This window comes from Bacillus sp. ISL-75 (assembly GCF_018613095.1).
This window is the reverse complement of the sequence record NZ_JAGGQX010000064.1, coordinates 1-20,669: the sequence shown is the minus strand read 5'-3', so window position 1 is coordinate 20,669 and position 20,669 is coordinate 1. Positions and strand designations below refer to the sequence as shown.

The 20,669-nt window shown below is 38.9% G+C and carries 20 protein-coding genes and 1 pseudogene; 7 read left to right on the top strand and 14 right to left on the bottom strand.

All coding sequences use genetic code 11. From position 1 onward, the window contains the following. The first annotated feature begins 61 nt into the window (after positions 1–61). A complete protein-coding gene (gene gltC, locus J7E63_RS24315) occupies positions 62–964 on the top strand; it encodes a glutamate biosynthesis transcriptional regulator GltC (RefSeq protein ID WP_215017273.1) in 903 nt (300 codons plus the stop codon). A 262-nt stretch (positions 965–1,226) separates the two neighbouring features. Here gltC and purD read toward each other — a convergent pair whose 3' ends face one another. From purD to purK, 8 genes are all read right to left on the bottom strand, one after another. Beyond that, positions 1,227–2,489: a phosphoribosylamine--glycine ligase gene (gene purD, locus J7E63_RS24310; protein ID WP_215017271.1), complete on the bottom strand. Its 1,263-nt coding sequence runs from the start codon at positions 2,487–2,489 to the stop codon at positions 1,227–1,229. A 58-nt stretch (positions 2,490–2,547) separates the two neighbouring features. Continuing rightward, positions 2,548–3,126 carry a phosphoribosylglycinamide formyltransferase gene (purN, locus tag J7E63_RS24305; RefSeq protein ID WP_215017269.1) on the bottom strand — a complete coding sequence of 193 codons (579 nt, stop codon included), beginning with the start codon at positions 3,124–3,126 and terminating at the stop codon, positions 2,548–2,550. 2 nt (positions 3,127–3,128) lie between these two features. Beyond that, positions 3,129–4,163: a phosphoribosylformylglycinamidine cyclo-ligase gene (gene purM / locus J7E63_RS24300; RefSeq protein WP_215017267.1), complete on the bottom strand. Its 1,035-nt coding sequence runs from the start codon at positions 4,161–4,163 to the stop codon at positions 3,129–3,131. Positions 4,164–4,176: 13 nt separating this feature from the next. After that, a complete protein-coding gene (purL, locus tag J7E63_RS24295; RefSeq protein WP_215017265.1) occupies positions 4,177–6,465 on the bottom strand; it encodes a phosphoribosylformylglycinamidine synthase subunit PurL in 2,289 nt (762 codons plus the stop codon). Further along, positions 6,452–7,135: a phosphoribosylformylglycinamidine synthase subunit PurQ gene (gene purQ / locus J7E63_RS24290; protein ID WP_088088194.1), complete on the bottom strand. Its 684-nt coding sequence runs from the start codon at positions 7,133–7,135 to the stop codon at positions 6,452–6,454. Before purQ ends, purL begins: the two co-directional genes overlap by 14 nt. Before the next feature lie 12 nt (positions 7,136–7,147). Continuing rightward, complete coding sequence (gene purS, locus J7E63_RS24285; protein ID WP_168244331.1) at positions 7,148–7,402, bottom strand: phosphoribosylformylglycinamidine synthase subunit PurS; 255 nt, start codon at positions 7,400–7,402, stop codon at positions 7,148–7,150. After that, positions 7,395–8,114 carry a phosphoribosylaminoimidazolesuccinocarboxamide synthase gene (gene purC / locus J7E63_RS24280; RefSeq protein WP_215017263.1) on the bottom strand — a complete coding sequence of 240 codons (720 nt, stop codon included), beginning with the start codon at positions 8,112–8,114 and terminating at the stop codon, positions 7,395–7,397. The genes purS and purC overlap by 8 nt, the downstream gene beginning before the upstream one ends. A 65-nt stretch (positions 8,115–8,179) precedes the next feature. After that, positions 8,180–9,307 (bottom strand): 5-(carboxyamino)imidazole ribonucleotide synthase, encoded by a 1,128-nt coding sequence (purK, locus tag J7E63_RS24275; protein WP_215017261.1) that lies wholly within the window; start codon positions 9,305–9,307, stop codon positions 8,180–8,182. A gap of 198 nt (positions 9,308–9,505) precedes the next feature. Here purK and purF point away from each other — a divergent pair, with 198 nt between their 5' ends. Next, entirely contained in the window at positions 9,506–10,885 is a 1,380-nt protein-coding gene (gene purF, locus J7E63_RS24270; RefSeq protein ID WP_215017259.1) for an amidophosphoribosyltransferase, read from the top strand. Positions 10,886–11,146: 261 nt separating this feature from the next. Here purF and J7E63_RS24265 read toward each other — a convergent pair whose 3' ends face one another. Then, entirely contained in the window at positions 11,147–11,284 is a 138-nt protein-coding gene (locus J7E63_RS24265; protein ID WP_215017257.1) for a hypothetical protein, read from the bottom strand. A 160-nt stretch (positions 11,285–11,444) separates the two neighbouring features. On the opposite strand from J7E63_RS24265, the pseudogene J7E63_RS29820 reads away from it, so the two are divergent. Then, positions 11,445–11,564, top strand: a pseudogene (locus tag J7E63_RS29820) (AIM24 family protein); the annotation flags it as partial. A 110-nt stretch (positions 11,565–11,674) separates the two neighbouring features. Here J7E63_RS29820 and J7E63_RS24260 read toward each other — a convergent pair. Then, entirely contained in the window at positions 11,675–12,124 is a 450-nt protein-coding gene (locus tag J7E63_RS24260) for a DinB family protein (RefSeq protein ID WP_215017255.1), read from the bottom strand. A gap of 196 nt (positions 12,125–12,320) precedes the next feature. On the opposite strand from J7E63_RS24260, the gene J7E63_RS24255 reads away from it, so the two are divergent. Continuing rightward, a complete protein-coding gene (locus J7E63_RS24255; RefSeq protein WP_215017253.1) occupies positions 12,321–13,469 on the top strand; it encodes an SLC13 family permease in 1,149 nt (382 codons plus the stop codon). 363 nt (positions 13,470–13,832) lie between these two features. Here J7E63_RS24255 and J7E63_RS24250 read toward each other — a convergent pair whose 3' ends face one another. The 3 genes from J7E63_RS24250 to J7E63_RS24240 all read right to left on the bottom strand — a co-directional run bounded on the left by J7E63_RS24250 (position 13,833) and on the right by J7E63_RS24240 (position 16,886). Next, entirely contained in the window at positions 13,833–14,582 is a 750-nt protein-coding gene (locus tag J7E63_RS24250; protein ID WP_215017251.1) for a hypothetical protein, read from the bottom strand. 487 nt (positions 14,583–15,069) lie between these two features. Further along, entirely contained in the window at positions 15,070–15,564 is a 495-nt protein-coding gene (locus J7E63_RS24245) for a DinB family protein (protein WP_215017249.1), read from the bottom strand. A 128-nt stretch (positions 15,565–15,692) separates the two neighbouring features. Continuing rightward, a complete protein-coding gene (locus J7E63_RS24240; protein ID WP_215017247.1) occupies positions 15,693–16,886 on the bottom strand; it encodes an FAD-dependent monooxygenase in 1,194 nt (397 codons plus the stop codon). Positions 16,887–17,065: 179 nt separating this feature from the next. Between J7E63_RS24240 and J7E63_RS24235 the strand changes: the two genes are divergently transcribed. From J7E63_RS24235 to J7E63_RS24225, 3 genes are all read left to right on the top strand, one after another. Beyond that, positions 17,066–17,827 (top strand): IclR family transcriptional regulator, encoded by a 762-nt coding sequence (locus J7E63_RS24235; RefSeq protein WP_215017245.1) that lies wholly within the window; start codon positions 17,066–17,068, stop codon positions 17,825–17,827. Positions 17,828–18,042: 215 nt separating this feature from the next. Continuing rightward, complete coding sequence (locus J7E63_RS24230) at positions 18,043–18,993, top strand: fumarylacetoacetate hydrolase family protein (RefSeq protein ID WP_215017243.1); 951 nt, start codon at positions 18,043–18,045, stop codon at positions 18,991–18,993. A gap of 79 nt (positions 18,994–19,072) precedes the next feature. Beyond that, entirely contained in the window at positions 19,073–20,197 is a 1,125-nt protein-coding gene (locus J7E63_RS24225; protein WP_215017241.1) for a cupin domain-containing protein, read from the top strand. 284 nt (positions 20,198–20,481) lie between these two features. On the opposite strand, the gene J7E63_RS24220 is transcribed toward J7E63_RS24225, so the two are convergent. Beyond that, on the bottom strand, positions 20,482–20,669 hold a 188-nt coding region (locus tag J7E63_RS24220; RefSeq protein ID WP_215009856.1), incomplete at its 5' end, for a transposase.

Here is a 20,669-nt window from a genome sequence, read left to right as displayed (position 1 = left end):
ATAAACAATATATAATTAAGATTAAATCAATCTGATTTTAATATGAATGGAGGGAATTAGCGTGGAATTGCGTCAATTACGGTATTTTATGGAGGTAGCTGAACGCCAACATGTAACAGAAGCGTCTGAAAATCTAAATGTAGCCCAATCCGCGGTAAGTTTTCAGATTGCCAAGCTTGAAGATGAACTTGGTGTTCGTCTATTTGAACGAACCGGAAGAAATATTAAGTTAACCCAGATCGGAATGATCTTTTTAACTCATATAAAAAAGGCGGTAAAATTTATTGATGAGGCAAAAGAAAAGATTGATGAATATTTAGATCCTCAATCCGGCACAATTAAAATTGGTTATCCAACAAGTTTAGCAAGCTATTGGCTACCAACGGTTATCTCTGCTTTTAGAACAAAACAACCAAACGTTGTTTTCCATTTGCGTCAGGGCTCCTATCAATACTTAATTGATGCCGTTAAAAATGGAGAAATTGATATAGCGTTTATTGGCCCTGTCCCAACCAGAGATCCTGATATTGAAGCAAAGATTTTATTTACAGAAAACATTTCTGCTTTGCTTCCTGCAAACCATTCACTTTCCGACCGAAAGAGATTAGATCTAGGTGAGTTACGAAACGATTCCTTCGTTTCATTCCCAAAAGGGTATATTCTCCAAAAAATTGCAGTCGAGGCATGCAAAGAAGCAGGATTTGTACCAAATATTACCTCAGAGGGAGAGGATTTAGATGCATTAAAGGGACTAGTTTCAGCAGGCATAGGGGTATGCCTTTTACCAGAAAGCACCGTTCATGACTCCATTCCACGGTTTACAGTAAAAATACCGATTGATTCCCCTCAAGTGAAAAGAACAGTCGGCTTAATCACTCCAAAATATAGAGACCTAGCACCCTCCGAAAATCTCTTTTACCAATTCGCGATTGATTTTTTCCGCGTATTAGAGCAGTTCCAATAGATTGGATTTTCGATGACACCGCTTCGGTGTCAGGCACCATAAAAAGACACTTTGGTTCATTTGTACATCTGGGGTGGACATATTTATAGACATTATTGATACAGTTGGGATTGTATTTTCGCTTAAAATACAAAAAAGCCTGCTTATAAACAGGCTTTCCATTTGGTAAAAGAATAGAATAGCGTAGTACCTGCTCCTAGCCCACATCAAAATTATTACTCGTGGTGATTACCCTTGTGTTTTCTTTAAAAGTAGATATTAGTTAACGGAATGCCTTAGATCCTATATCTGTTCTGTAATGAGCACCTATAAAAGATACATTTTCTACTGATTGGTAAGCTAATTCTCTTGCTTGTCCAAGATTTTCTCCAATCGCAGTAATTCCAAGAACTCGTCCGCCATTTGTTACAATCGCGCCTTCCTTTTCCGTTGTACCGGCATGGAAGACGATTGTCGGATAAGCTACTTGGTCCAATCCGTTAATTACTTGACCCTTTTCATATGGGCCCGGATAGCCGGCTGAAGACATAATGACACACACTGCGGCCTTGACTTTCCATTTCACCTCTACCTTTTCTAATTCTCCAGTGAGACTTGCCAGCAAGATATCAAGTAAATCTGTTTCTAGCAGTGGGAGAACTACTTGTGTTTCCGGATCGCCAAAGCGTGCATTGTATTCAATGACCTTTGGACCTGATTTTGTCAGCATCAAACCGGTATATAGAATCCCCTCGAAAGGACAGCCTTCCGCTGCCATCGCTTTTGCCGTTGGTTCGACGATTTCATGAATAATCCGCTCAACCATTGATGAATCAATATGTGGTAACGGCGCATAAGTTCCCATTCCTCCGGTGTTTGGTCCCTGGTCACCATCATATACCGGCTTATGGTCCTGTGCCGGAACCATTGCCCTTACAATAGTCCCATTCACAAAAGCAAGCAGAGTCATTTCTTCTCCCTCAAGATATTCCTCCACTACCACCCTCGCTCCTGCCGAACCAAACGTAACTTCCTTTAGCATACTTTTAAGTGCTTCCTCAGCTTCTTCCAGTGTTTTTGCTACAACCACACCTTTTCCTGCAGCTAGGCCATCCGCTTTGATCACAATTGGTGCCCCTTCGCTGCGAACATAAGCTAGTGCGTCCTCATAGTTTGTAAACGCAGCATATTTAGCTGTTGGAATCTCATACTTCATCATTAATTCTTTAGCGAACGCCTTACTTCCCTCGATCAATGCCGCTTCCTTTGAAGGGCCATATACCGCTAATCCCTGTTCTTTAAAATAATTGACAATCCCCAATGAGAGAGGCTCTTCTGGTCCTACAAAAGTAAGATCGATTTGTTCCTTTTTAGCAAAAGCGGCTAATTTCTCTATATCTGAAACCGCGATTGAAACACATGTTGCTAACTCTGCAATCCCAGGATTTCCCGGAGCACAATAAATTTGAGTAACTTTAGGACTTTGAGACAGTTTCCATACAATCGCATGCTCACGGCCTCCTCCCCCTATGACTAACACCTTCATTTCGTTTTACCTCCAGGTTTTTCTTTTCCTTCAATAAATCCAATGCATCTAGCCTTTCTCATCTCGCTGCCTCCCTATTCGCCAGTCTTTGGATCACTTCTGGTAATAATCTGTGCTCTTGCTCCTGAATTTTTTTAATTAAGGTTTCTCTTGTCTCGTCTGAATCGATTATGACTGCTTGTTGGGCAATTATAGGACCTGTATCCATTCCTTCGTCGACATAATGGACCGTGACCCCTGTCACCTTTACCCCATAATTGAGCGCTTGACCAATGGCATCCTTTCCTGCAAAGGCTGGTAATAAAGACGGGTGGACATTAATGATTTTCCGATCATAAGCCTGGAGTAATACATTCCCAAGCAGTCTCATATAGCCAGCCAATACGATAAAATCAACCTCCCTTTGTGTTAACTCGTCAAGAATCTCTACTTCATAAGATTGTTTGTTTGGATAATCCTTAGCCAAAAAAGTAAACACCGGGATCCGTTCATCCCTTGCTTTCTGGACTGCAAGGGCTTCCGGACGGTCACTGACCAGTAAAACCACTTCAACGTTATTGATTTTTTTCGAATGAATGAATTCTAGAATCGCTGAAAAATTAGAACCCGTACCAGAAGCAAAAACTGCAATTTTCATACTTACTCCTTCTTGAATACGACGTCTTCAGTACCTTTTTGCACTGTACCAATTACGTAGGCATCCTCACCCAACGTTTGCAGGTGCTCGATAATAGCTGTGGTGTCTGCAGAATCTACGACTAATATCATTCCAATTCCCATATTAAAGGTACGAAACATATCATAATCTGAAATTTTGCCTGATTTTTGAATAAAGGAAAAAATTCCTGGGACCTTCCAAGATCCCTCCTTAATTTCAGCTTGAAAGCCTTTTGGAAGAATTCGTGGAATATTATCATAAAAACCTCCTCCCGTTACATGAACAAGACCATAGACATTATATCTTCTAACAGTTGAAAGGATGGATTTTACATAAATTTTGGTTGGTTCAAGCAATACACTTCCCAGTTCAGCCCCCAATTCATCCACATAGTCACCTAATGAGAACTTAGCATCCTCCAATAGAACTTTTCGGACAAGTGAAAAACCATTGCTATGTACTCCACTTGAAGCTAAACCAATTAGAACTTGACCTTCTTTTACTTCCGAACCATCAATGACATGTTTTTGATCTACCATACCAACGGTAAAGCCTGCAATATCATATTCCTCGTCCTGATACATTCCCGGCATCTCCGCAGTTTCCCCGCCAATTAGTGAACACCCCGCCTGCACACAACCATCTGCAATTCCTTTAACTATGGATTCAATCTTTTCCGGAATGATCTTCCCGCAGGCTAAATAATCTAGAAAAAAAAGCGGCTCGGCCCCTTGGACGATGACGTCATTCACACACATGGCAACCGCATCGATTCCAATCGTATCATGCTTGTTCATGGCAAAAGCAATTTTCAATTTGGTCCCTACTCCATCCGTACCAGAAACAAAAACAGGTTCTTCCATCTTCGTTAAATCTGGTTTAAATAGAGCCCCAAACCCTCCTAATCCCGTTAGAACCTCTGGACGGAAAGTTTTTTTTACATGTTTTTTCATTCGTTCAACGGCTTCATTGCCCGCATCGATATTGACTCCAGCTTGTCGGTAAGCATCACTCATTCGTTTCTCTCCTTTACGGTAAACTTGCAGAGATTTCCTGCATATTGAGCTTTTTTAATAATCCCGAACGCATAATGTTAGGAATCGCATTCTTCCAGGCTTCTTCCAATGTAGTAATCGGTTGAGAAATAACGGTCTTTCCATTATGTGTAATTGATATTTCCTGACCTTTCACCCTTCCGATTTCATTTATAGGCACCTCCTGCTGTTGCGCCATTTCCTTTATCCTCTCCGCATGTTCCGGAGAAACGGAAAGAATGATTCGAGATTGAGTTTCACTAAAGAGACTTAAATCCGCTCGCAGTTCATCGGTTAACTTGATTTCTGCTCCCAACTTCCCACCAATACAGCTTTCTGCTATTGCTACTGCTAAACCGCCTTCCGCCGTATCATGAGCTGACTGGACTAATCCTTCTTGAATCATCTTAAGGGTAAAGGTTTGAATCTTTATTTCCAAATCAAGGTTTAACTGGGGCGGGCGCCCTTCGATCTTTCCTGACATAATTTTTTGGTATTCCGACCCGCCTATTTCGGCTTGGGTTTCCCCAATTAAAAAGATTACATCTCCGTCTTTTTTAAATTCCTGAGTAGTAATATGGTCAATATCTTTAATTAACCCAACCATGCCAATGGTTGGTGTTGGAAAAATAGCTTCTCCTTTTGTTTCGTTATATAGGCTGACGTTTCCGCCAATAACCGGAGTATTGAGTTGACGGCACGCTTCACTAATCCCATCCGCTGCCTTTTCAAACTGCCAGAAGATTTCCGGCTTTTCTGGACTTCCAAAGTTCAAGTTATCGGTAATAGCTAAAGGCTCCGCACCGGAACAAACGACATTACGCGCTGCTTCTGCTACCGCGATAGCTCCTCCAACAAACGGATCAAGATATACATATCTTCCGTTGCAATCCGTTGTCATCGCCAAGGCTTTTCGTGTACCACGGATAGCAACTACAGCCGCATCCGATCCAGGTAGGACGGCTGTATTAGTTCTAACCATATAGTCATATTGTTGATATACCCACTCTTTGCTGGCAATCGTAGGCGATGCTAGCAGCTGCTTTAGTACAGAATGATAATCCTTTGGCTCTTCAATACTTTCAGCTGTGTCTAATGATGAATATTGTTCGTAATATGGCGCCTCTTTCGATGGCTTACAATACACGGGCGCATCTTCTGCCAGCTTGTCTGCCGGGATTTCCGCAACAACCTCTCCCTTGTGCAGTAAACGGAGTTGATTATCATCAGTCACCCGGCCAATCACAGCAGAGTGGAGTCCCCATTTATCAAATATCTTTTTTACTTCCCCTTCTTTTCCTTTTTTCGCAACAACCAGCATTCTTTCTTGTGATTCGGAGAGCATCATTTCGTAGGCATTCATTCCTTTTTCACGCTGTGGAACGAGATCAAGATCCAATTCAACACCATTTCCCGCTTTACTGGCCATTTCAGAGCTTGAGCTGGTTAACCCTGCTGCACCCATATCTTGTATCCCGACCACATGACCAGAGGCGATCAATTCAAGAGTGGCTTCCAGCAGCAATTTTTCCATAAAAGGATCGCCCACTTGGACGGCTGGACGTTTCGCTTCGGAATTTTCACTCAATTCTTCTGAAGCGAATGTCGCTCCATGTATGCCGTCTCTTCCGGTAGCAGCTCCAACATAAATGACAGGGTTACCAATCCCTTTAGCCACGCCTTTTTGAATTTCATCATGGCTGATTAAACCCACACACATGGCATTAACAAGGGGATTCCCTTCATAGGAGGAATCAAAGTAGATCTCTCCGCCAACCGTCGGAATGCCCATACAGTTACCATATCCGGCAATACCCGCAACCACATTTTCAAAGATATATTTGGTTTTCGGGTTATCAAGTTCACCAAAACGAAGAGAGTTCAATAAAGCGATCGGGCGGGCACCCATGGAAAAAACATCCCGAATAATACCGCCAACCCCCGTTGCAGCACCTTGATAGGGCTCAATGGCTGAAGGATGATTGTGGCTTTCAATTTTAAACACGACTGCTTGATTATCACCGATATCAACAATACCTGCTCCTTCTCCAGGGCCTTGCAAGACATGCGGGCCGGAAGTTGGAAATCGTTTGAGCACTACCTTCGAATTTTTATAGCTGCAATGTTCGGACCACATGACACTAAATATGCCCGTTTCGGTATAATTTGGTTTCCGCCCGAGAATTTCGATTACTTTATCAAATTCTTCATCGGTTAATCCCATTTCCTGATAGACCTTCTGCTGGGCGATTTGCTCAGGATTTGGTTCTTTATGCTGTACCATGTTGTTTCCTCCAGTAACTTAAGATAGATGAAAACATACGTTTTCCGTCATCTGTTCCCAGCCATTTATGAACTGCACGTTCCGGGTGGGGCATTAAACCTAATACATTTCCTCTCTCATTGATTACCCCTGCAATCTCAGAAATCGACCCATTTGGATTCGTCCCTTTATACCTGAATACGATTTGATTGTTCTTTTCTAATTGATCCAATGTCTCTTGATCACAATAATAATTTCCGTCGCCATGGGCAATGGGAATACGTATCGTTTCACCTTCCTGATAGTCTAATGTGAACGGAGTTTGGTTGTTTTCTACTTTTAAATCAATGGTGTCACAATGAAATTTTAACCGTTGATTTCTTCTTAAAGCACCTGGCAAAAGATTAGCTTCAGTAAGTATTTGAAATCCATTACAGACACCAAGAATCAATTTCCCTTCTTCAGCCGCAATTTTCACCTGCTCCATGACAGGAGACAAGCTCGCAACAGCCCCTGGCCGCAAATAATCTCCATAGGAAAATCCCCCTGGAACAAGAATCGCATCATATTTTGATAGGTCCGTTTCTAGATGCCATACATATTCGACCGACTGTTCAATCGTATCTAAAACAGCCTTATACATATCCACATCGCAGTTTGAGCCAGGAAAAACCAGTACCGCAAAGTTCAACTTATTCCCCTCCTATCCTTCCTGCTTAGTAAGATCAAACCGAAAGTCTTCAATCACCGTATTGGCTAACAGCTTCTCACACATATCCTTTACTCGTTCTGCTGCCGCCTTTTGATCATCGCTATTAATTTCAAGCTCCATGTATTTTCCTATTCGTACATCTCCAACCTCATCATATCCTAGTGAATGCAGCGACTCATGAACGGCATTCCCTTGAGGATCTAATACACTTTCTCTTAAGGTTACATATACCGTTGCTTTAAACATTGACACTACCCCCAATTCTTCTTAATATTTCTTGATAGGCTTCCTCAACGTTCCCTAAATCCCGCCTAAACCGATCTTTATCTAACTTTTCCTTTGTATGGGCATCCCAAAATCGACACGTATCCGGAGAGATTTCGTCTGCTAAGATAATAGTTCCTGCTGGGGTTTTTCCGAACTCTAATTTAAAATCCACTAAGATAATATCTTTGTTTAACAGATATTCGTTCATAATATCATTGATTTTTAATGCTTCCTTTCGAATGGCTGCTACTTCAGACTCTTTAGCCAGCCCAAGAATGGCAATATGATCATTGTTAATCAAAGGGTCCCCCAGCTCATCATTTTTATAGTAGAATTCTACAATTGTTTCTGGGAGTTCCTTCCCTTCCTCCCATCCCAGCCTTTTTGCAAGTGAGCCCGCCGCTATATTTCGAACGACAACCTCAATCGGGATAATCTCTACTTGCTGAACAATCTGCTCTGTTGATGAAATCTTTTTAATAAAATGATTATCCACGCCTTTTTCTTTTAATAAACTTAGGAAAATGGCACTAATCTCATTATTTAGAGTTCCTTTTCCTGCTATTTGACCTTTTTTCTCGCCATTGAAGGCAGTGGCATCATCTTTATATTCAATCCAATACTTTCCTGGTTCTGATGTTTTAAACACTTTTTTCGCTTTACCTTCATAAAGCTGTTCTAATTTTTCCATTATTTTTCACTCTTTTCACTGTTTGGTTATGTTTTTAGCCGGACAACTAAAATAGCCGCGTATCCTTATGACCAAATTCCAAGATCCTTAATTTGCTCGTCTATTTGCTCGAGAGTTGAACCTAAAAAATTAATGTGACCCATTTTCCGATTTTCTACGCTTTCCTTTTTGCCGTATAAATGTAGTTTGGCTGTTGGAGGAAGCTGTTCTATTTTATCTAGCACTTGCCTTAGATGCTGACCTAAAATATTAACCATTATAATCGGAGTTAAAAGGGTAGTATCTCCTAAGGGCAGTCCACATATTGCTCGAATATGTTGCTCAAATTGAGAAGTAATACATGCGTCCATTGAATAATGCCCGGAATTATGAGGTCTTGGTGCTAACTCGTTCACGATAATTTCACCATCATTCGTAAGGAACATCTCTATCGCAATTAATCCAACTACTTGTAAGGAGTCTGCTATTTTCAATGCTGTAGTTTCCGCTTGAATCCTTTGCTCATCGGTGATTCTAGCAGGAACGAAAGACTGATGCAGGATATTATTAATATGGACATTTTCAGCTACTGGGAAAGTTTTTGTTTGACCTTTAATATTTCGGGCAACAATCACTGATAATTCTTTACTAAACGGGATAAATTGTTCGATGATCATGTCCATCCCTGCCTTATTCCAAGCCTCCTTTGCAATTGGAATTTCATCCCTTTTTTTTATTACCCATTGCCCTTTCCCGTCGTATCCCCCGGTAGCTGTTTTCATTATGAAAGGCAATCCCAAACAATCGATAGCCGTTTCAATGTCATTCTCCGATTGTATGACCAAGAAAGGAGCTACTGGCACATTGATGGACTTTAACGTGGATTTTTCCCGAATCCGATTTTGGGTTATTTTGAGCAGCTCGCTTCCTTGAGGTACAAAGGATGTAGTTTCTAACATGGAGGTTATAGTAGAATCTACATTTTCAAATTCATAAGTAATAACATCTGAGGAATCTGCTAGTTCTTTAACTGCTTTAAGCTCAGAATATGGAGCTGTGATTTGAAAATCTGCAACTTGTCCACAGGGTGAGTTAGGTGTCGGATCCAAGGTAATGAAGCGATATCCCATATTTCTACCAGCAATTGAAATCATTCTTCCAAGCTGGCCTCCCCCTAAGATACCAATGGTTGAGGTGGGTTTAATTAATGTCAAAGTATTTCTCCTCCCTGATCCTTTTTAAATTTTTCATAATTTTAGGTTTTCCTGAAACAGACTCCTTTACTTTTTTTAATCAAAAAAAACTTTTATTTTTTATAAAACCAATACAAATCAACTAGATATGAGAGATAAGGATAAAAATTCTGCTTTCGCCAAAAATAATGAAATGACATCAACGGGAGGAATACTAAAATGGATTCAGAAATGCAGGAGAAATGCGGTGTATTTGGAGTTTTTAATCACCCCCAAGCGGCCGATTTAACATATTATGGACTACATGCCCTTCAACACCGTGGCCAAGAGAGTGCAGGAATTGTGGCTAGCGATGGAAAATCATTCAGGTATCACAGGGGAATGGGATTAGTTACCCAAGTATTTTCACGTGAGATCCTTGATGGACTAAGGGGAAATATGGCCATCGGTCATGTACGATATTCTACTTCTGGTGCAAGTTTACTACAAAACGCACAACCTCTTGTTTTTAAGTACAGTGAGGGCGATTTGGCCGTTGCCCATAACGGGAACCTAGTGAATGCCAATATCGAACGGAAGGTTCTCCAGCAACAGGGTGCCATCTTTCAGACAACAACTGATACGGAAATTATTGCTCACCTAATAGCCCGTTCCAGTAAAAAATATTTTAATGAAGCTGGACCGGATGTCCTGAAGCGGATTGACGGTTCCTTTGCTTTGCTGATCATGACCGATAAAGAAATGCTGATTGCCCTAGATCGTCATGGGTTACGTCCCCTTAGCCTTGGAAAAATTGGTGAATCCATTATCGCGTCTTCAGAAACATGTGGGCTAAATGCGGTTGATGCTAAGTTCTGGAGGGATGTTGAACCGGGCGAATGGCTTCTTGTTAACGAGAAGGGAATAAAAACAGGCAGATTTGCTGCAAAAGGTGACGTTTCCCTTTGCTCCTTTGAATTTGTTTATTTTGCTCGTCCAGATAGTGTGATTCATGGAAGAAGTGTATTAGCCATACGTAAAGAATTAGGCCAAATTTTAGCAAAAGAACATCCGACACCAGCTGATGTTGTCGTTGCCGTTCCAGAATCGAGTGTCCCTGCAGCAATGGGTTATGCCCAACAAGCAGGAATTCCATATGAAATGGGAATCATCAAAAACCCCTATGCCGGTCGTTCATTTATTGAACCAACCCAAGAATTGCGGGACTTGGCCGTTCGTCTAAAATTAAGTGCTGTGCGTGAAATTCTCGAGGATAAGCGGGTCGTGCTTGTTGATGATTCGATTGTTCGCGGAACGACAAGCAAGCGAATTGTTGAATTGATTCGTCAGGCAGGTGCCAAGGAGGTCCATGTACGAATTAGTTCCCCTATGGTAAAAAATCCTTGTTTTTATGGAGTGGATATGCCGACCAAAGAAGAACTTTTTGCTAACAAACATGAACATGAACGAGCAATGGGAAATGTGATTGGAGCAGATTCATTAGCCTTCTTAAGTACGGAAGGGTTATTAGAGGCGGTAGATGTAGATCTTGCAGAAACGAGCAGTCGCTGTATCGCCTGTTTTAGTGGAGCATATCCAACTAAATTGTATTTGAAGTGATAACCTTAATTAAACTAGGACCTTCTAAAATGGAAGTCCTAGTTTATCATTGTATTTATTCCCGAATAAACCCAAACTTTTGAAATCAAATTATCTTTTCATTCATTAATTGAGATTAAAATTATTAATGTTAGTTTAGATGTTGCGATAAAGAAAAACCTTCAAATTTATGAAGGTTTTAGCTTTTTATTACGAATATTTGATTCCAGCCTTGCAAAGAAAGAAATATGCGTCCTATTTCCCCTGAAAATCACTAATTAATTAATTTTCATCATTTTCGTACGCGATAACCACTACTTTTTTATGAGCTTGCTCACTTATTTTTTCTTCTAGTGATTGAATTTCATTGATCAAATTAGGTGAAAGCGTAGCTGCAACATACTGATTTTCACTATTCAATATCATTACTCCTTTTCGATATTTGTCTTAGGTATCTTTAAAAACCTAATTTAAAGATTTTCCTGCATCAGGAGAAAGAATTGGATCCGGTAATAATAGCACTTTTTCTGCCTGAATATCATTATTATTAAGTTCACTTCAATGTCTTATTCATTTTCGTAGTTTAAAGACTTTTCTTGGAAGAGGCAGCGGTGAGTCCATTCAAATGAGGTTCGAAGGTGAAGGCTTTGTTGTAATCCAACCCTACGAAGAGGTTTATATGAAAGCAAAGCAAAGTTAGTTGGTTTGGTGAAAAAGGTAAACACCAAAAAAAAGTTCCTGGTACCATCCAAATTTGATGGTACCAGGAACTTTTTTTGGCTTTCTGGCTTTCACCATTTATTACCCTCTTCATCTCCTAAAAGTAACAAAGTCTACATTAACAGGTTCGCTTTCATTAGCCCTCAGAAGTAGATTGATCTGTCCTCGGTGATATTGACTATGTAATGCAACATGGGTCAGGATATCCCTTACCGAATTTTGAAACTCTTTGCCTTTACTATTTCTGTATGAAACGATCTGTTCGAGATCAGAATTGGATAAGCCAGAAAGAAATTCTTTAAAGTTTTGCAGATTTTGATTAACAAGTTCTGCACAGGCTTCTAAACTGACATCTGCCCAAATAGGTAATTTGGAACTGTCCGATCCTTTTAACCTAGTAAACCACACATGTTCTGCCAAAAGCAGATGTGAGAATAGATTCTTAACTTGTTTGTTCTCTCCTTCCATATTTTTCAAGGTTTCTAGAATTCGATGATTAGACCAATGTAAATGCTCAAACATATTTCGAATCGTTTCCACATTACCACCTCCATGTATTTAAACAATATGTATAATCAAATAGAATTTAGAACCATTTACATTTTAGACAATACCAACATATTTTTGTTATAAATCATAACTAATTTTAGGTATTATCATCGATAGGTTTCCAAACATAACTGTAAATGTTAGAATCATATAGTTGTTATATTCTATCTACTACCGGTGGTGTGTTGTGAAAGAATCTGTACTAATACAAGAAAACAAAAGAATCAAACTGAAATTTAGTTTTCTAAAAAAAGACATTGTCTTTACCATTTCACTTATTTTAGCAATGACAAGCTCTTTAATTTATCCTCCAAAATTGGAGTATATCAATTTTCAAGTGCTATTTATTTTATTTAGCCTGATGCTAACCATAAAGGCGTTGGAAGAACTTAGATTTCTTGATAAATTCGCAATAGCTATCATTAATAAATGTAATAATAGCCGTTCCGTTTCAGCCATATTAATTTTGTTATGTTTTTTCACTTCAATGTTTGTGACGAACGATGTAGCACTGCTTACTTTTGTACCTTTGACTCTTGTTATTAGCAGAAAAACCAAAATTCCCATGATGGAGACAATTATCCTGCAAACTATTGCAGCCAATATTGGAAGCAGTTTAACACCAATGGGAAATCCGCAAAATTTGTTCATTTATTCTCATTATGGAATCAAGCCATTGTCCTTTTTTTCGACCGTCCTATTCATGGCTGTCCTTGGGATATGTTCTATATATATCCTTATAAAAAGAATGCAAAATAGAGACTTGAAAGTAGTTCTTACTCCCATGCTATTAGACGATTGGAAAAAACCAGCTGTCTGGGGATTAATCCTAGCAATAATCATCGCTTCTATTTTTGGAATGGTCAGTTACCAGATTGCCTTCGTGGTTACATTCATATCCGTGATCATTTTGAATGTAAAATTATTGATAAAGATTGATTATCTGCTGCTGTTTACCTTTATCTGTTTTTTTATCTTTATCGGAAATATTTCCAATTCAAACACATTACAAGCATTTGCCAGTGCAAATTTGAAAGACACTACTTCCGTCTATTTTAGTTCGATATTTTTAAGCCAATTTATTAGTAACGTCCCTGCTTCTATCCTCCTGGCAGAATTCACAACAGATTGGAAACCTTTATTATTGGGAGTGAATATTGGAGGACTAGGGACCATTATTGCATCATTAGCCAGTGTGATTTCTTACAAACTATTCATTCAGGCAAATCCAACCGAGAGTAAAAAATATATTATTAAATTTAGTCTCTATAATTTTTCCCTTTTAGCGTTTTTAAGTTTGATTCAGTACTTTATCATTAAACTATTTTTAAAATGAGCTTTTTTGATATGCAGTGTATTAAAAGAATCAGGCACCATCCAGAGAATTGGATGATGCCTTTTTTTTATAAAAAGGGCATCCCAGGTATTAAGTCTCTCCAACCAGAACTAATTTTCTTTTGACCGGTCACAGAAAAAAAATCTTACCTTCTTTATTTGGAAAAAGATTTAACTCTTTAACCTTATCTGCGTAATTCGTCATGATTTCCTTAAGATGATAGGATGTCCAGAAGATATTACCAATTTATGAACGAGTTGTTAAATTTTGTATTCCCTTTCTTTTATTTTTCTTTGCTAAAATGTAAGGATTCATAATCTGAGATGAGATGTGATGAGTAAAGGATTTTTTAAATTGAAGAATTTATTTTGAAGAGAATGTTTCCTGATTTTTCATGAAGATCATTCTTTCTATTTGCAGCATAACGGATACTACGTGGAAAAATGCCTCTTTCATTGATGAAGTTTTTAAATGTTTTTCATAATGGTGATGCAGGCAGCTGGCTATTGCTTCTCTTGCCTCATAATCGAAATGATAAAAATCAACAATTGGGAAATATAATCCGCCGCCTAACGGGATTAGCGTCCCCATGGCGATTTCTCCTTCTTTAGGAGGGATAGCAGTTGGATCATACACAATGATTTCCAGAGATTCATGAGTTAGAATATCAATAGCCACAAAGGAACGATCATTATATTTATGGCCAATAAAATAGAATTTCGGTACAACCTTATTACACTCCCTTAGCCAAGATTTAATGAAAGGCTTGTCTCTGAGCGTATAGTGTTTATCGGAAATATAATCATCAAAACAGCTATTCACTTGATGCGATCCGGAATCATACATTAACCGCCACCAAAACAAATTGTCGAGTAATCCTTGCTGTTTTTCCGCCTTAGGTTTATGTTCCGCCACAAATTCCTTAAGCAATGACAGATTTTCATTATCATAATATAGATCAAAAGCATAAATCATAAAATCCCTAAAAACGTCACTTACCATAACCCGCATTAAGTCTTCAGACACAGGATAATCAAGCCGAAATTTTTTTGTTTTGGTTACAGACTGTTCAAACACTACTATCTTTTCAACGGTTTCTGGTTTTCCCATCATATCATCAATCCTTTCATTAACCCAGGTAAAGTTATGTTCATAATTCCAAAGAATTAACCTTCATTTTTATCCGGAAACTGATCCAAATACCTTTTGGAATGTTCAAGTTTATTCACTTTTCGCTTCACGTTTGTAACTTCACTAAAAAGCAATTCAATATCTGCATTAACATCTGATTGGAAGTCTTTTTAAGATAACAAAATGTAGAAAGGATAAATTGGAAAAATCATTATAGAATCATAAAACTGTAGAATCAATTGTGATGAAAACGAGGAATTCAAAAAGGAATTGTAGTAGACATGAAAATTATATCATTCCTATTCATTTAAACTATGTCTTAATAATAGTTTTCATAAAATTGTAATATTTTCGAGCTGTTCAAAGCATATCTTCTTCGTCTTTAAAAAGAAAAAGCCCCTGTTACATATGAAAGTAAAAGGAGCCTGCAAAATTAGGAGCTTTAAAGGAAGTTATTATATAGTTTTGTTTATCGAACTTTTTCTAAATGACGTACCATTTGCCCGTAATGACCTGTTACATGCTGAACGATTAAATGGTCGACTAAGAATGATAACGGTTTTCCGTCAAAGTTTGGATTATAACTTGGAGCTGTTTTTATTAAATCCTCTTCTTTAACTCTAGCAAGTGCTGCCTCAACCTTCGGTACTAAGTTTAGTAGTTTAGTTATGGCATACTCTTTCTTAATACGAGAAACAATGTTTCCATCTACTGCAGCTAAACGACGTACATGTTCATGATTCCGTCCCCATTTTGCACCTGGAACAACTAACAATGCTTCCAAATCGGCTACCCAAAAATCTACCGCTTCTAAAATATGAGAAACAATTTGCATGGGGGACCATTCTTTTTCAGAAGGTTTAACATAAAGTGTCGCCTCATCCGTATTTTTCACTACTGCTACAATATCATCTATACTCTTTTTAAAAGTTTCCAATTTTTCATTCAGTACTGCTGTTGTCATAGAATACGCCCCCTTCAATTCACTTATTGTGAACTTTCAACACTTTCGTGCTAAATAGTATTATAAGAATAGATTAAAAATGCGCTAGAGTTAGCTCTAACGCATTTTGATTTGCGTAAAGTTGTAAATTAGCAATCGACACGTTGGTAATTTTTATTGAAATAGCCATATAAGAAATCAACAATCTTGTAATCAGTTGGTTTGTGTTGTTGGAAAATAAAGTTGCGAAGTGAAATGGTCGTTGGGTCCTCCGCGTGAATGATTTCGCCCCATTTACGTGCTGTTGTTTGTACCATTGCAGAACGTGGAATTCGCATTTCTTGGTAGGCTTTAAATGCTTCTTCGTAAGTATTATGTTCTTTTAATTTCGCACCTAGGACAAATGCATCTTCAAATGCTTGAACACCGCCTTGAGCTAAATATTGAAGCATAGCATGACCAGAATCCCCTAATAGTGTAATGTTGCCTTTTGTCCAATTGTCGATTGGTTCACGGTCATACATTTGCCAACGGAATTGACGGTTAATGTAAGTTAATGCGTTTTGCACTTTTGGATGACTATTTTCAAAACGACGTGTAAGTTCTTCTGGATTTCCCCAGTCTTCTACAGTAGCATCATAGGATTTAAATACCACTACTTGGTTGTAAAGCTCTCCACGACGAACTGGATATTGTACTAAATGCAGGTTTGGCCCAATCCACATGATGACATCATCTAAGTCTAAGTTTGAGTTATTAGCCACTTCTTCAATTGGAATCGTTCCACGGTAAGCTACATACGCAGAGTTTACTGGTTCATCTTCAATCAATAGCTTACGCATGTTTGATTTTACCCCATCCGCACCAATTACTGCTTCCGCACTAAACGTTTCACCATTTTGGTTGACAATGGTTACAGTATCACCATTTTGCTCTGCGGTTTGAATGGTTTGGTTTGTAAAGAATTTTATATTGCTGCTTTTTTGACATGCTTCATAAAGAACTCTGTGTAAGTCAGAGCGATGCAATACGATATATGGCTGACCGAATTCTTTTTGGAAATCTTCCCCTAAATTAAGAGTTGCTAACTCTTCTGCAGTATACACATCTTTTAGAACAAGACGTTTTGGTACTACCGCATGCTTTAAAATTTCTTCCTTTACTCCTAGGCGGTCTAACACTTCTAACGCGTTTGGTGCTAACTGAATCCCTGCACCTACTTCTCCAAATTCAGGTGCTTGCTCAAATATTGCTACTGATTTACCAGATTCCTGGATTGATAGGGCTACGGCTAAACCACCGATTCCTCCACCTACTACAATAATATCGCTTACATTAGTCATTGAAAATTCCTCCTAAATAAGTTATTATCTTCTACAAATAGTGAACAATGTTCTTGATAAGTAAACTTTAAATCATCTTTCACTATTTCGTCAATACAAAAATTTTTAAATTCTGAAATTTCTTTTAATCAATTTATCTACTACACTATCCAAAACCAACTGAAAAGAGGGGGATCATTATGACAATTGAAACGAAAGCTACAGGTATTCAGTCATTACAACTTGGTTTAAACATATTAGAAATCTTAGCAATGGATAAAGAGCCTCTAAAGTTTACTGATATTCAAAACCGAACTTCTATGACAAAAGGTAATTTATATAAATATTTGGCAACACTATGCCAATTTGGATTAATCAATCGTAATCCTCATACAAACACGTATACGCTTGGACATAAATTAGTACAGTTAGGAAATATTGCTTTAGGTCAAACTTCTTTAATTGAAGTGGTTATACCCTATTTCAAAAAGATCACCGAGCACACGAGCCTAACAGTACTACTGGCTGTTCCTTCGATAAAAGGCCCACTCATTTCATATATTTTAAGTGCAGATTATGGAATCAATATCGGAGCACAAATGGGGACACACTTGCCGCTCTCCTCCTCAACTGGCGTCGTTTTTTCTGCTTTTGAAAAAGATGTCCTCATGAAAGAATGGGAAGAAGAAGAATTATCCCAGCTCAATGAAAGTGAATTACAGCAATATGAAGGTGAAAAGGAAAAAACAAGAGAGTTGTTTTTTGCATCAAAAACTGAACCGTTAATCAATCATGTCTCTTCTTTTAGTGTCCCTTTATTAAATTTCAACAATGAACTGCTCGGTGCCATTACCATCGTTGGTATTACTGAGACAGTACCAAAATCAGCGGACCATCCGATTGGACAATACGTTCTCAAAACCGCAAAGGAAATTTCAGAATATTATGGTTTCAAAAAATAATCTCCTACTCTTCCATCTGCGTTTTAGCATGAAGTTCTTCTATAGAAGTTTATGCTTTTTACTTTGTAATCCTGGATATTTGAGGAGATATGAAATGATAATAGGATTTTATTTTTTCTGAAAACAAATAATATTGACAATCTTATCAAAACCTATTAATATTTTTTATAAATAGTGAACTAGTTTCACAATTAGTGAAAACGAGGAGGACAACAATGAAACTTATTAATTTTACTGTCGCTGGGCATACTCGTGCAGGGGCAATCGTGGACAACCAAGTAATCGACTTAAACTATGCGTACCAAGCACAGTTAAAAGCAGAAGGGAAATACCGATACGAAGCAATCGCTAAAGCATATGTGCCGGAAAATACAGACGAGTTATACCAAGGTGGTAAAGAGTCGCTGCAACTAGCGCAAAATGCAATCGATTTCATTTTAGCTAATCCTGAAAGCTTTGATAAAAAAGTGATTTACAATCGCGAGGAAGTTAAGGTAGAAGCACCTGTCGGGCGGCCAGGCAAAATTATTTGTGTTGGTCACAACTACCGCGAGCACATTTTAGAAATGGGTCGTGAACTCCCATCCCACCCAGTTATTTTTGCAAAATTTGCTAATACAATCTTAGGGCCTGAGGACGATATACCACACTATCCAATTTCTGACAAACTTGACTATGAAGCAGAGTTTACATTTGTTGTTGGCAAACAAGCCCGCAATGTTTCCGAAGAAGATGCATTAGATTATGTAGCAGGTTATACCATTACAAATGACGTAACCTATCGTGATATTCAACGCCGCACTATTCAATGGTTACAAGGAAAAACAGTAGATGGCAGTGCACCAATGGGACCATATTTAGTAACTTCAGATGAATTACAAAATCCATCTGGCTTAGATGTTGTCCTAAAAGTAAATGGTGAAGTACGTCAAAAAACGAATACTGCCAATCTAGTATTCTCCGTTCAAAAATTAGTAGCTTTCTTATCCAATTTAATGACATTAGAGCCAGGAGATGTTGTTTTAACAGGAACCCCTGGAGGCGTTGGATTTGCAATGGATCCTCAGCAATTCTTAAAAGATGGAGACGTCGTTCGTATTGAAATCGACCAAATTGGTACCCTTGAAAATAAAGTAAAGACAACTGAAGTCTTAGCCACTGTTTAATTAGGATTTGCAAGGGGTCTAGCAGCATACGCTACTCCCCTTTTCTCTATAAAATTTGAATAATAAAGGAGATTGTAAAATGGCTGAATCAAATCCTGAAGTCCAAGAGTTTATGAAAAGCTCGATTGTAACCGATTACACAAAAGATATTCAACAATACAACTTAGGACCTCTTTGGGAAGCAATTCCTGCAATTATGCACAAAACGCCAAAGCCTCAAGCACAAGCTTATCTTTGGAGCGATGAATTGCTTAAAAAGAAAATGGCTGAAGCCGCTCAAATCTTCACACCAGAACGCGGCGGTGAACGTCGTGCGATTTATTTCCAAAATCCTGGCTTAACTTATCGTGAACCTTGGGGATGGGGATCTACTACTCAAACGATTTATGCAGCTATTCAAATGTTATTGCCTGGTGAGCAAGCTCCCTCGCACCGTCACTCACAAAGTGCCTTGCGCTTCATTTCTGAAGGATCAGGTGCATACACAATCGTACAAGGTCAGCGTATTTTCATGGAAGAAGGCGACTTTTTAATTACTCCAAAGGGCTTATGGCATGGGCATGCCCATTTAGGTACAGAGCCGATGTATTGGATGGATGCTTTAGATATCCCTACTCTTTACGCAATCGGTGGTACGTTCTTTGAACCTTATGAGGATGGTTTACAACAACCAGATATTCCAGATAACTTTTCAGAGATTCGTTATCGTGGCGGCATGGTTCGTCCTGTTGGTGATGAAAAATTCACAGTTGCTCCACTTGCTAATTATAAATGGGATCGAACGGTAGAAGGAATTAAAGGCTTGATGGAATTCGATCCAAATCCACACCATGGATATGCAGTAGATTACATTAACCCATCTACAGGTAAATCGGCGAACCCGACGCTTGGCACTCGAATGCAGCATTTACCACATGGGTTCCAAACAAAGGCTTTACGCCATACACACTCAACTGTTTACCAAGTACACAAAGGATCAGGTCACACAGTCATTAATGGCATTCGCTTCGATTGGAAAAAAGGCGATTACTTCGTTGTTCCAAACTGGGCTTGGTATGAACACTCTGCATCAGAAGACTCTTACCTCTTCTCAGTAAACGATTTACCAATTATGAACCGTTTCGACTTAGAACAAGAGCAATTGTTTGAAGAAAACAACGGCCACCAAAAAATGACTGGCGAATTTAAAGCGGACTTCCGTTAATAGGATGATTTAAAAAAACGCTCACATTGAGCGTTTCAGGCTGTCGAGAAACTTTCGACAGCTTTTATTTTCTACAATTACTTTAACAATTCACCGCGTTAATTTGTTATAATATTATCAATATATATGCTTTGCAACATGTCTGTTGATTTGCGCTCCAGGCACTTCGCTTTCCGCGGGCGTGCCGGGGAGCCTCCTCGGCGCTGAAGCGCCTGCGGGGTCTCCCCTGCCCCGTACTCCCGCAGGAGTCTGCGTGCCTTCCGCGGAAATCAACAGGGAGGTAATCAACCTAAAGAATTGCAACACACTTTTTCTAGCCTTGCTAATTGTGTTGCAATCTTTTTCATATTTTGGCAGGCTGCCGTAAGGAGAGCCTGTTCGCTTGCTTTCTTCAATCCCCGTAACCGGCAATAGCGAAGCCCGTGCAGCTCTTTTGAGTCTGCGAAGCTTCGCTCAATTTTTTCCTTTCTAA

Bases quoted from the DNA above. Each gene is read 5' to 3' on its own strand.
- purN (WP_215017269.1), bottom strand. From the start codon at position 3,126: ATGAAAATTGCAGTTTTTGCTTCTGGTACGGGTTCTAATTTTTCAGCG.
- purF (WP_215017259.1), top strand. From the start codon at position 9,506: ATGGATTCAGAAATGCAGGAGAAATGCGGTGTATTTGGAGTTTTTAAT.
- J7E63_RS24235 (WP_215017245.1), top strand. From the start codon at position 17,066: ATGACAATTGAAACGAAAGCTACAGGTATTCAGTCATTACAACTTGGT.
- purM (WP_215017267.1), bottom strand. From the start codon at position 4,163: ATGAGTGATGCTTACCGACAAGCTGGAGTCAATATCGATGCGGGCAAT.
- purS (WP_168244331.1), bottom strand. From the start codon at position 7,402: ATGTTTAAAGCAACGGTATATGTAACCTTAAGAGAAAGTGTATTAGAT.
- J7E63_RS24240 (WP_215017247.1), bottom strand. From the start codon at position 16,886: ATGACTAATGTAAGCGATATTATTGTAGTAGGTGGAGGAATCGGTGGT.
- purC (WP_215017263.1), bottom strand. From the start codon at position 8,114: ATGGAAAAATTAGAACAGCTTTATGAAGGTAAAGCGAAAAAAGTGTTT.
- J7E63_RS24250 (WP_215017251.1), bottom strand. From the start codon at position 14,582: ATGATGGGAAAACCAGAAACCGTTGAAAAGATAGTAGTGTTTGAACAG.
- J7E63_RS24225 (WP_215017241.1), top strand. From the start codon at position 19,073: ATGGCTGAATCAAATCCTGAAGTCCAAGAGTTTATGAAAAGCTCGATT.
- J7E63_RS24230 (WP_215017243.1), top strand. From the start codon at position 18,043: ATGAAACTTATTAATTTTACTGTCGCTGGGCATACTCGTGCAGGGGCA.
- J7E63_RS24245 (WP_215017249.1), bottom strand. From the start codon at position 15,564: ATGACAACAGCAGTACTGAATGAAAAATTGGAAACTTTTAAAAAGAGT.
- purD (WP_215017271.1), bottom strand. From the start codon at position 2,489: ATGAAGGTGTTAGTCATAGGGGGAGGAGGCCGTGAGCATGCGATTGTA.
- purL (WP_215017265.1), bottom strand. From the start codon at position 6,465: ATGGTACAGCATAAAGAACCAAATCCTGAGCAAATCGCCCAGCAGAAG.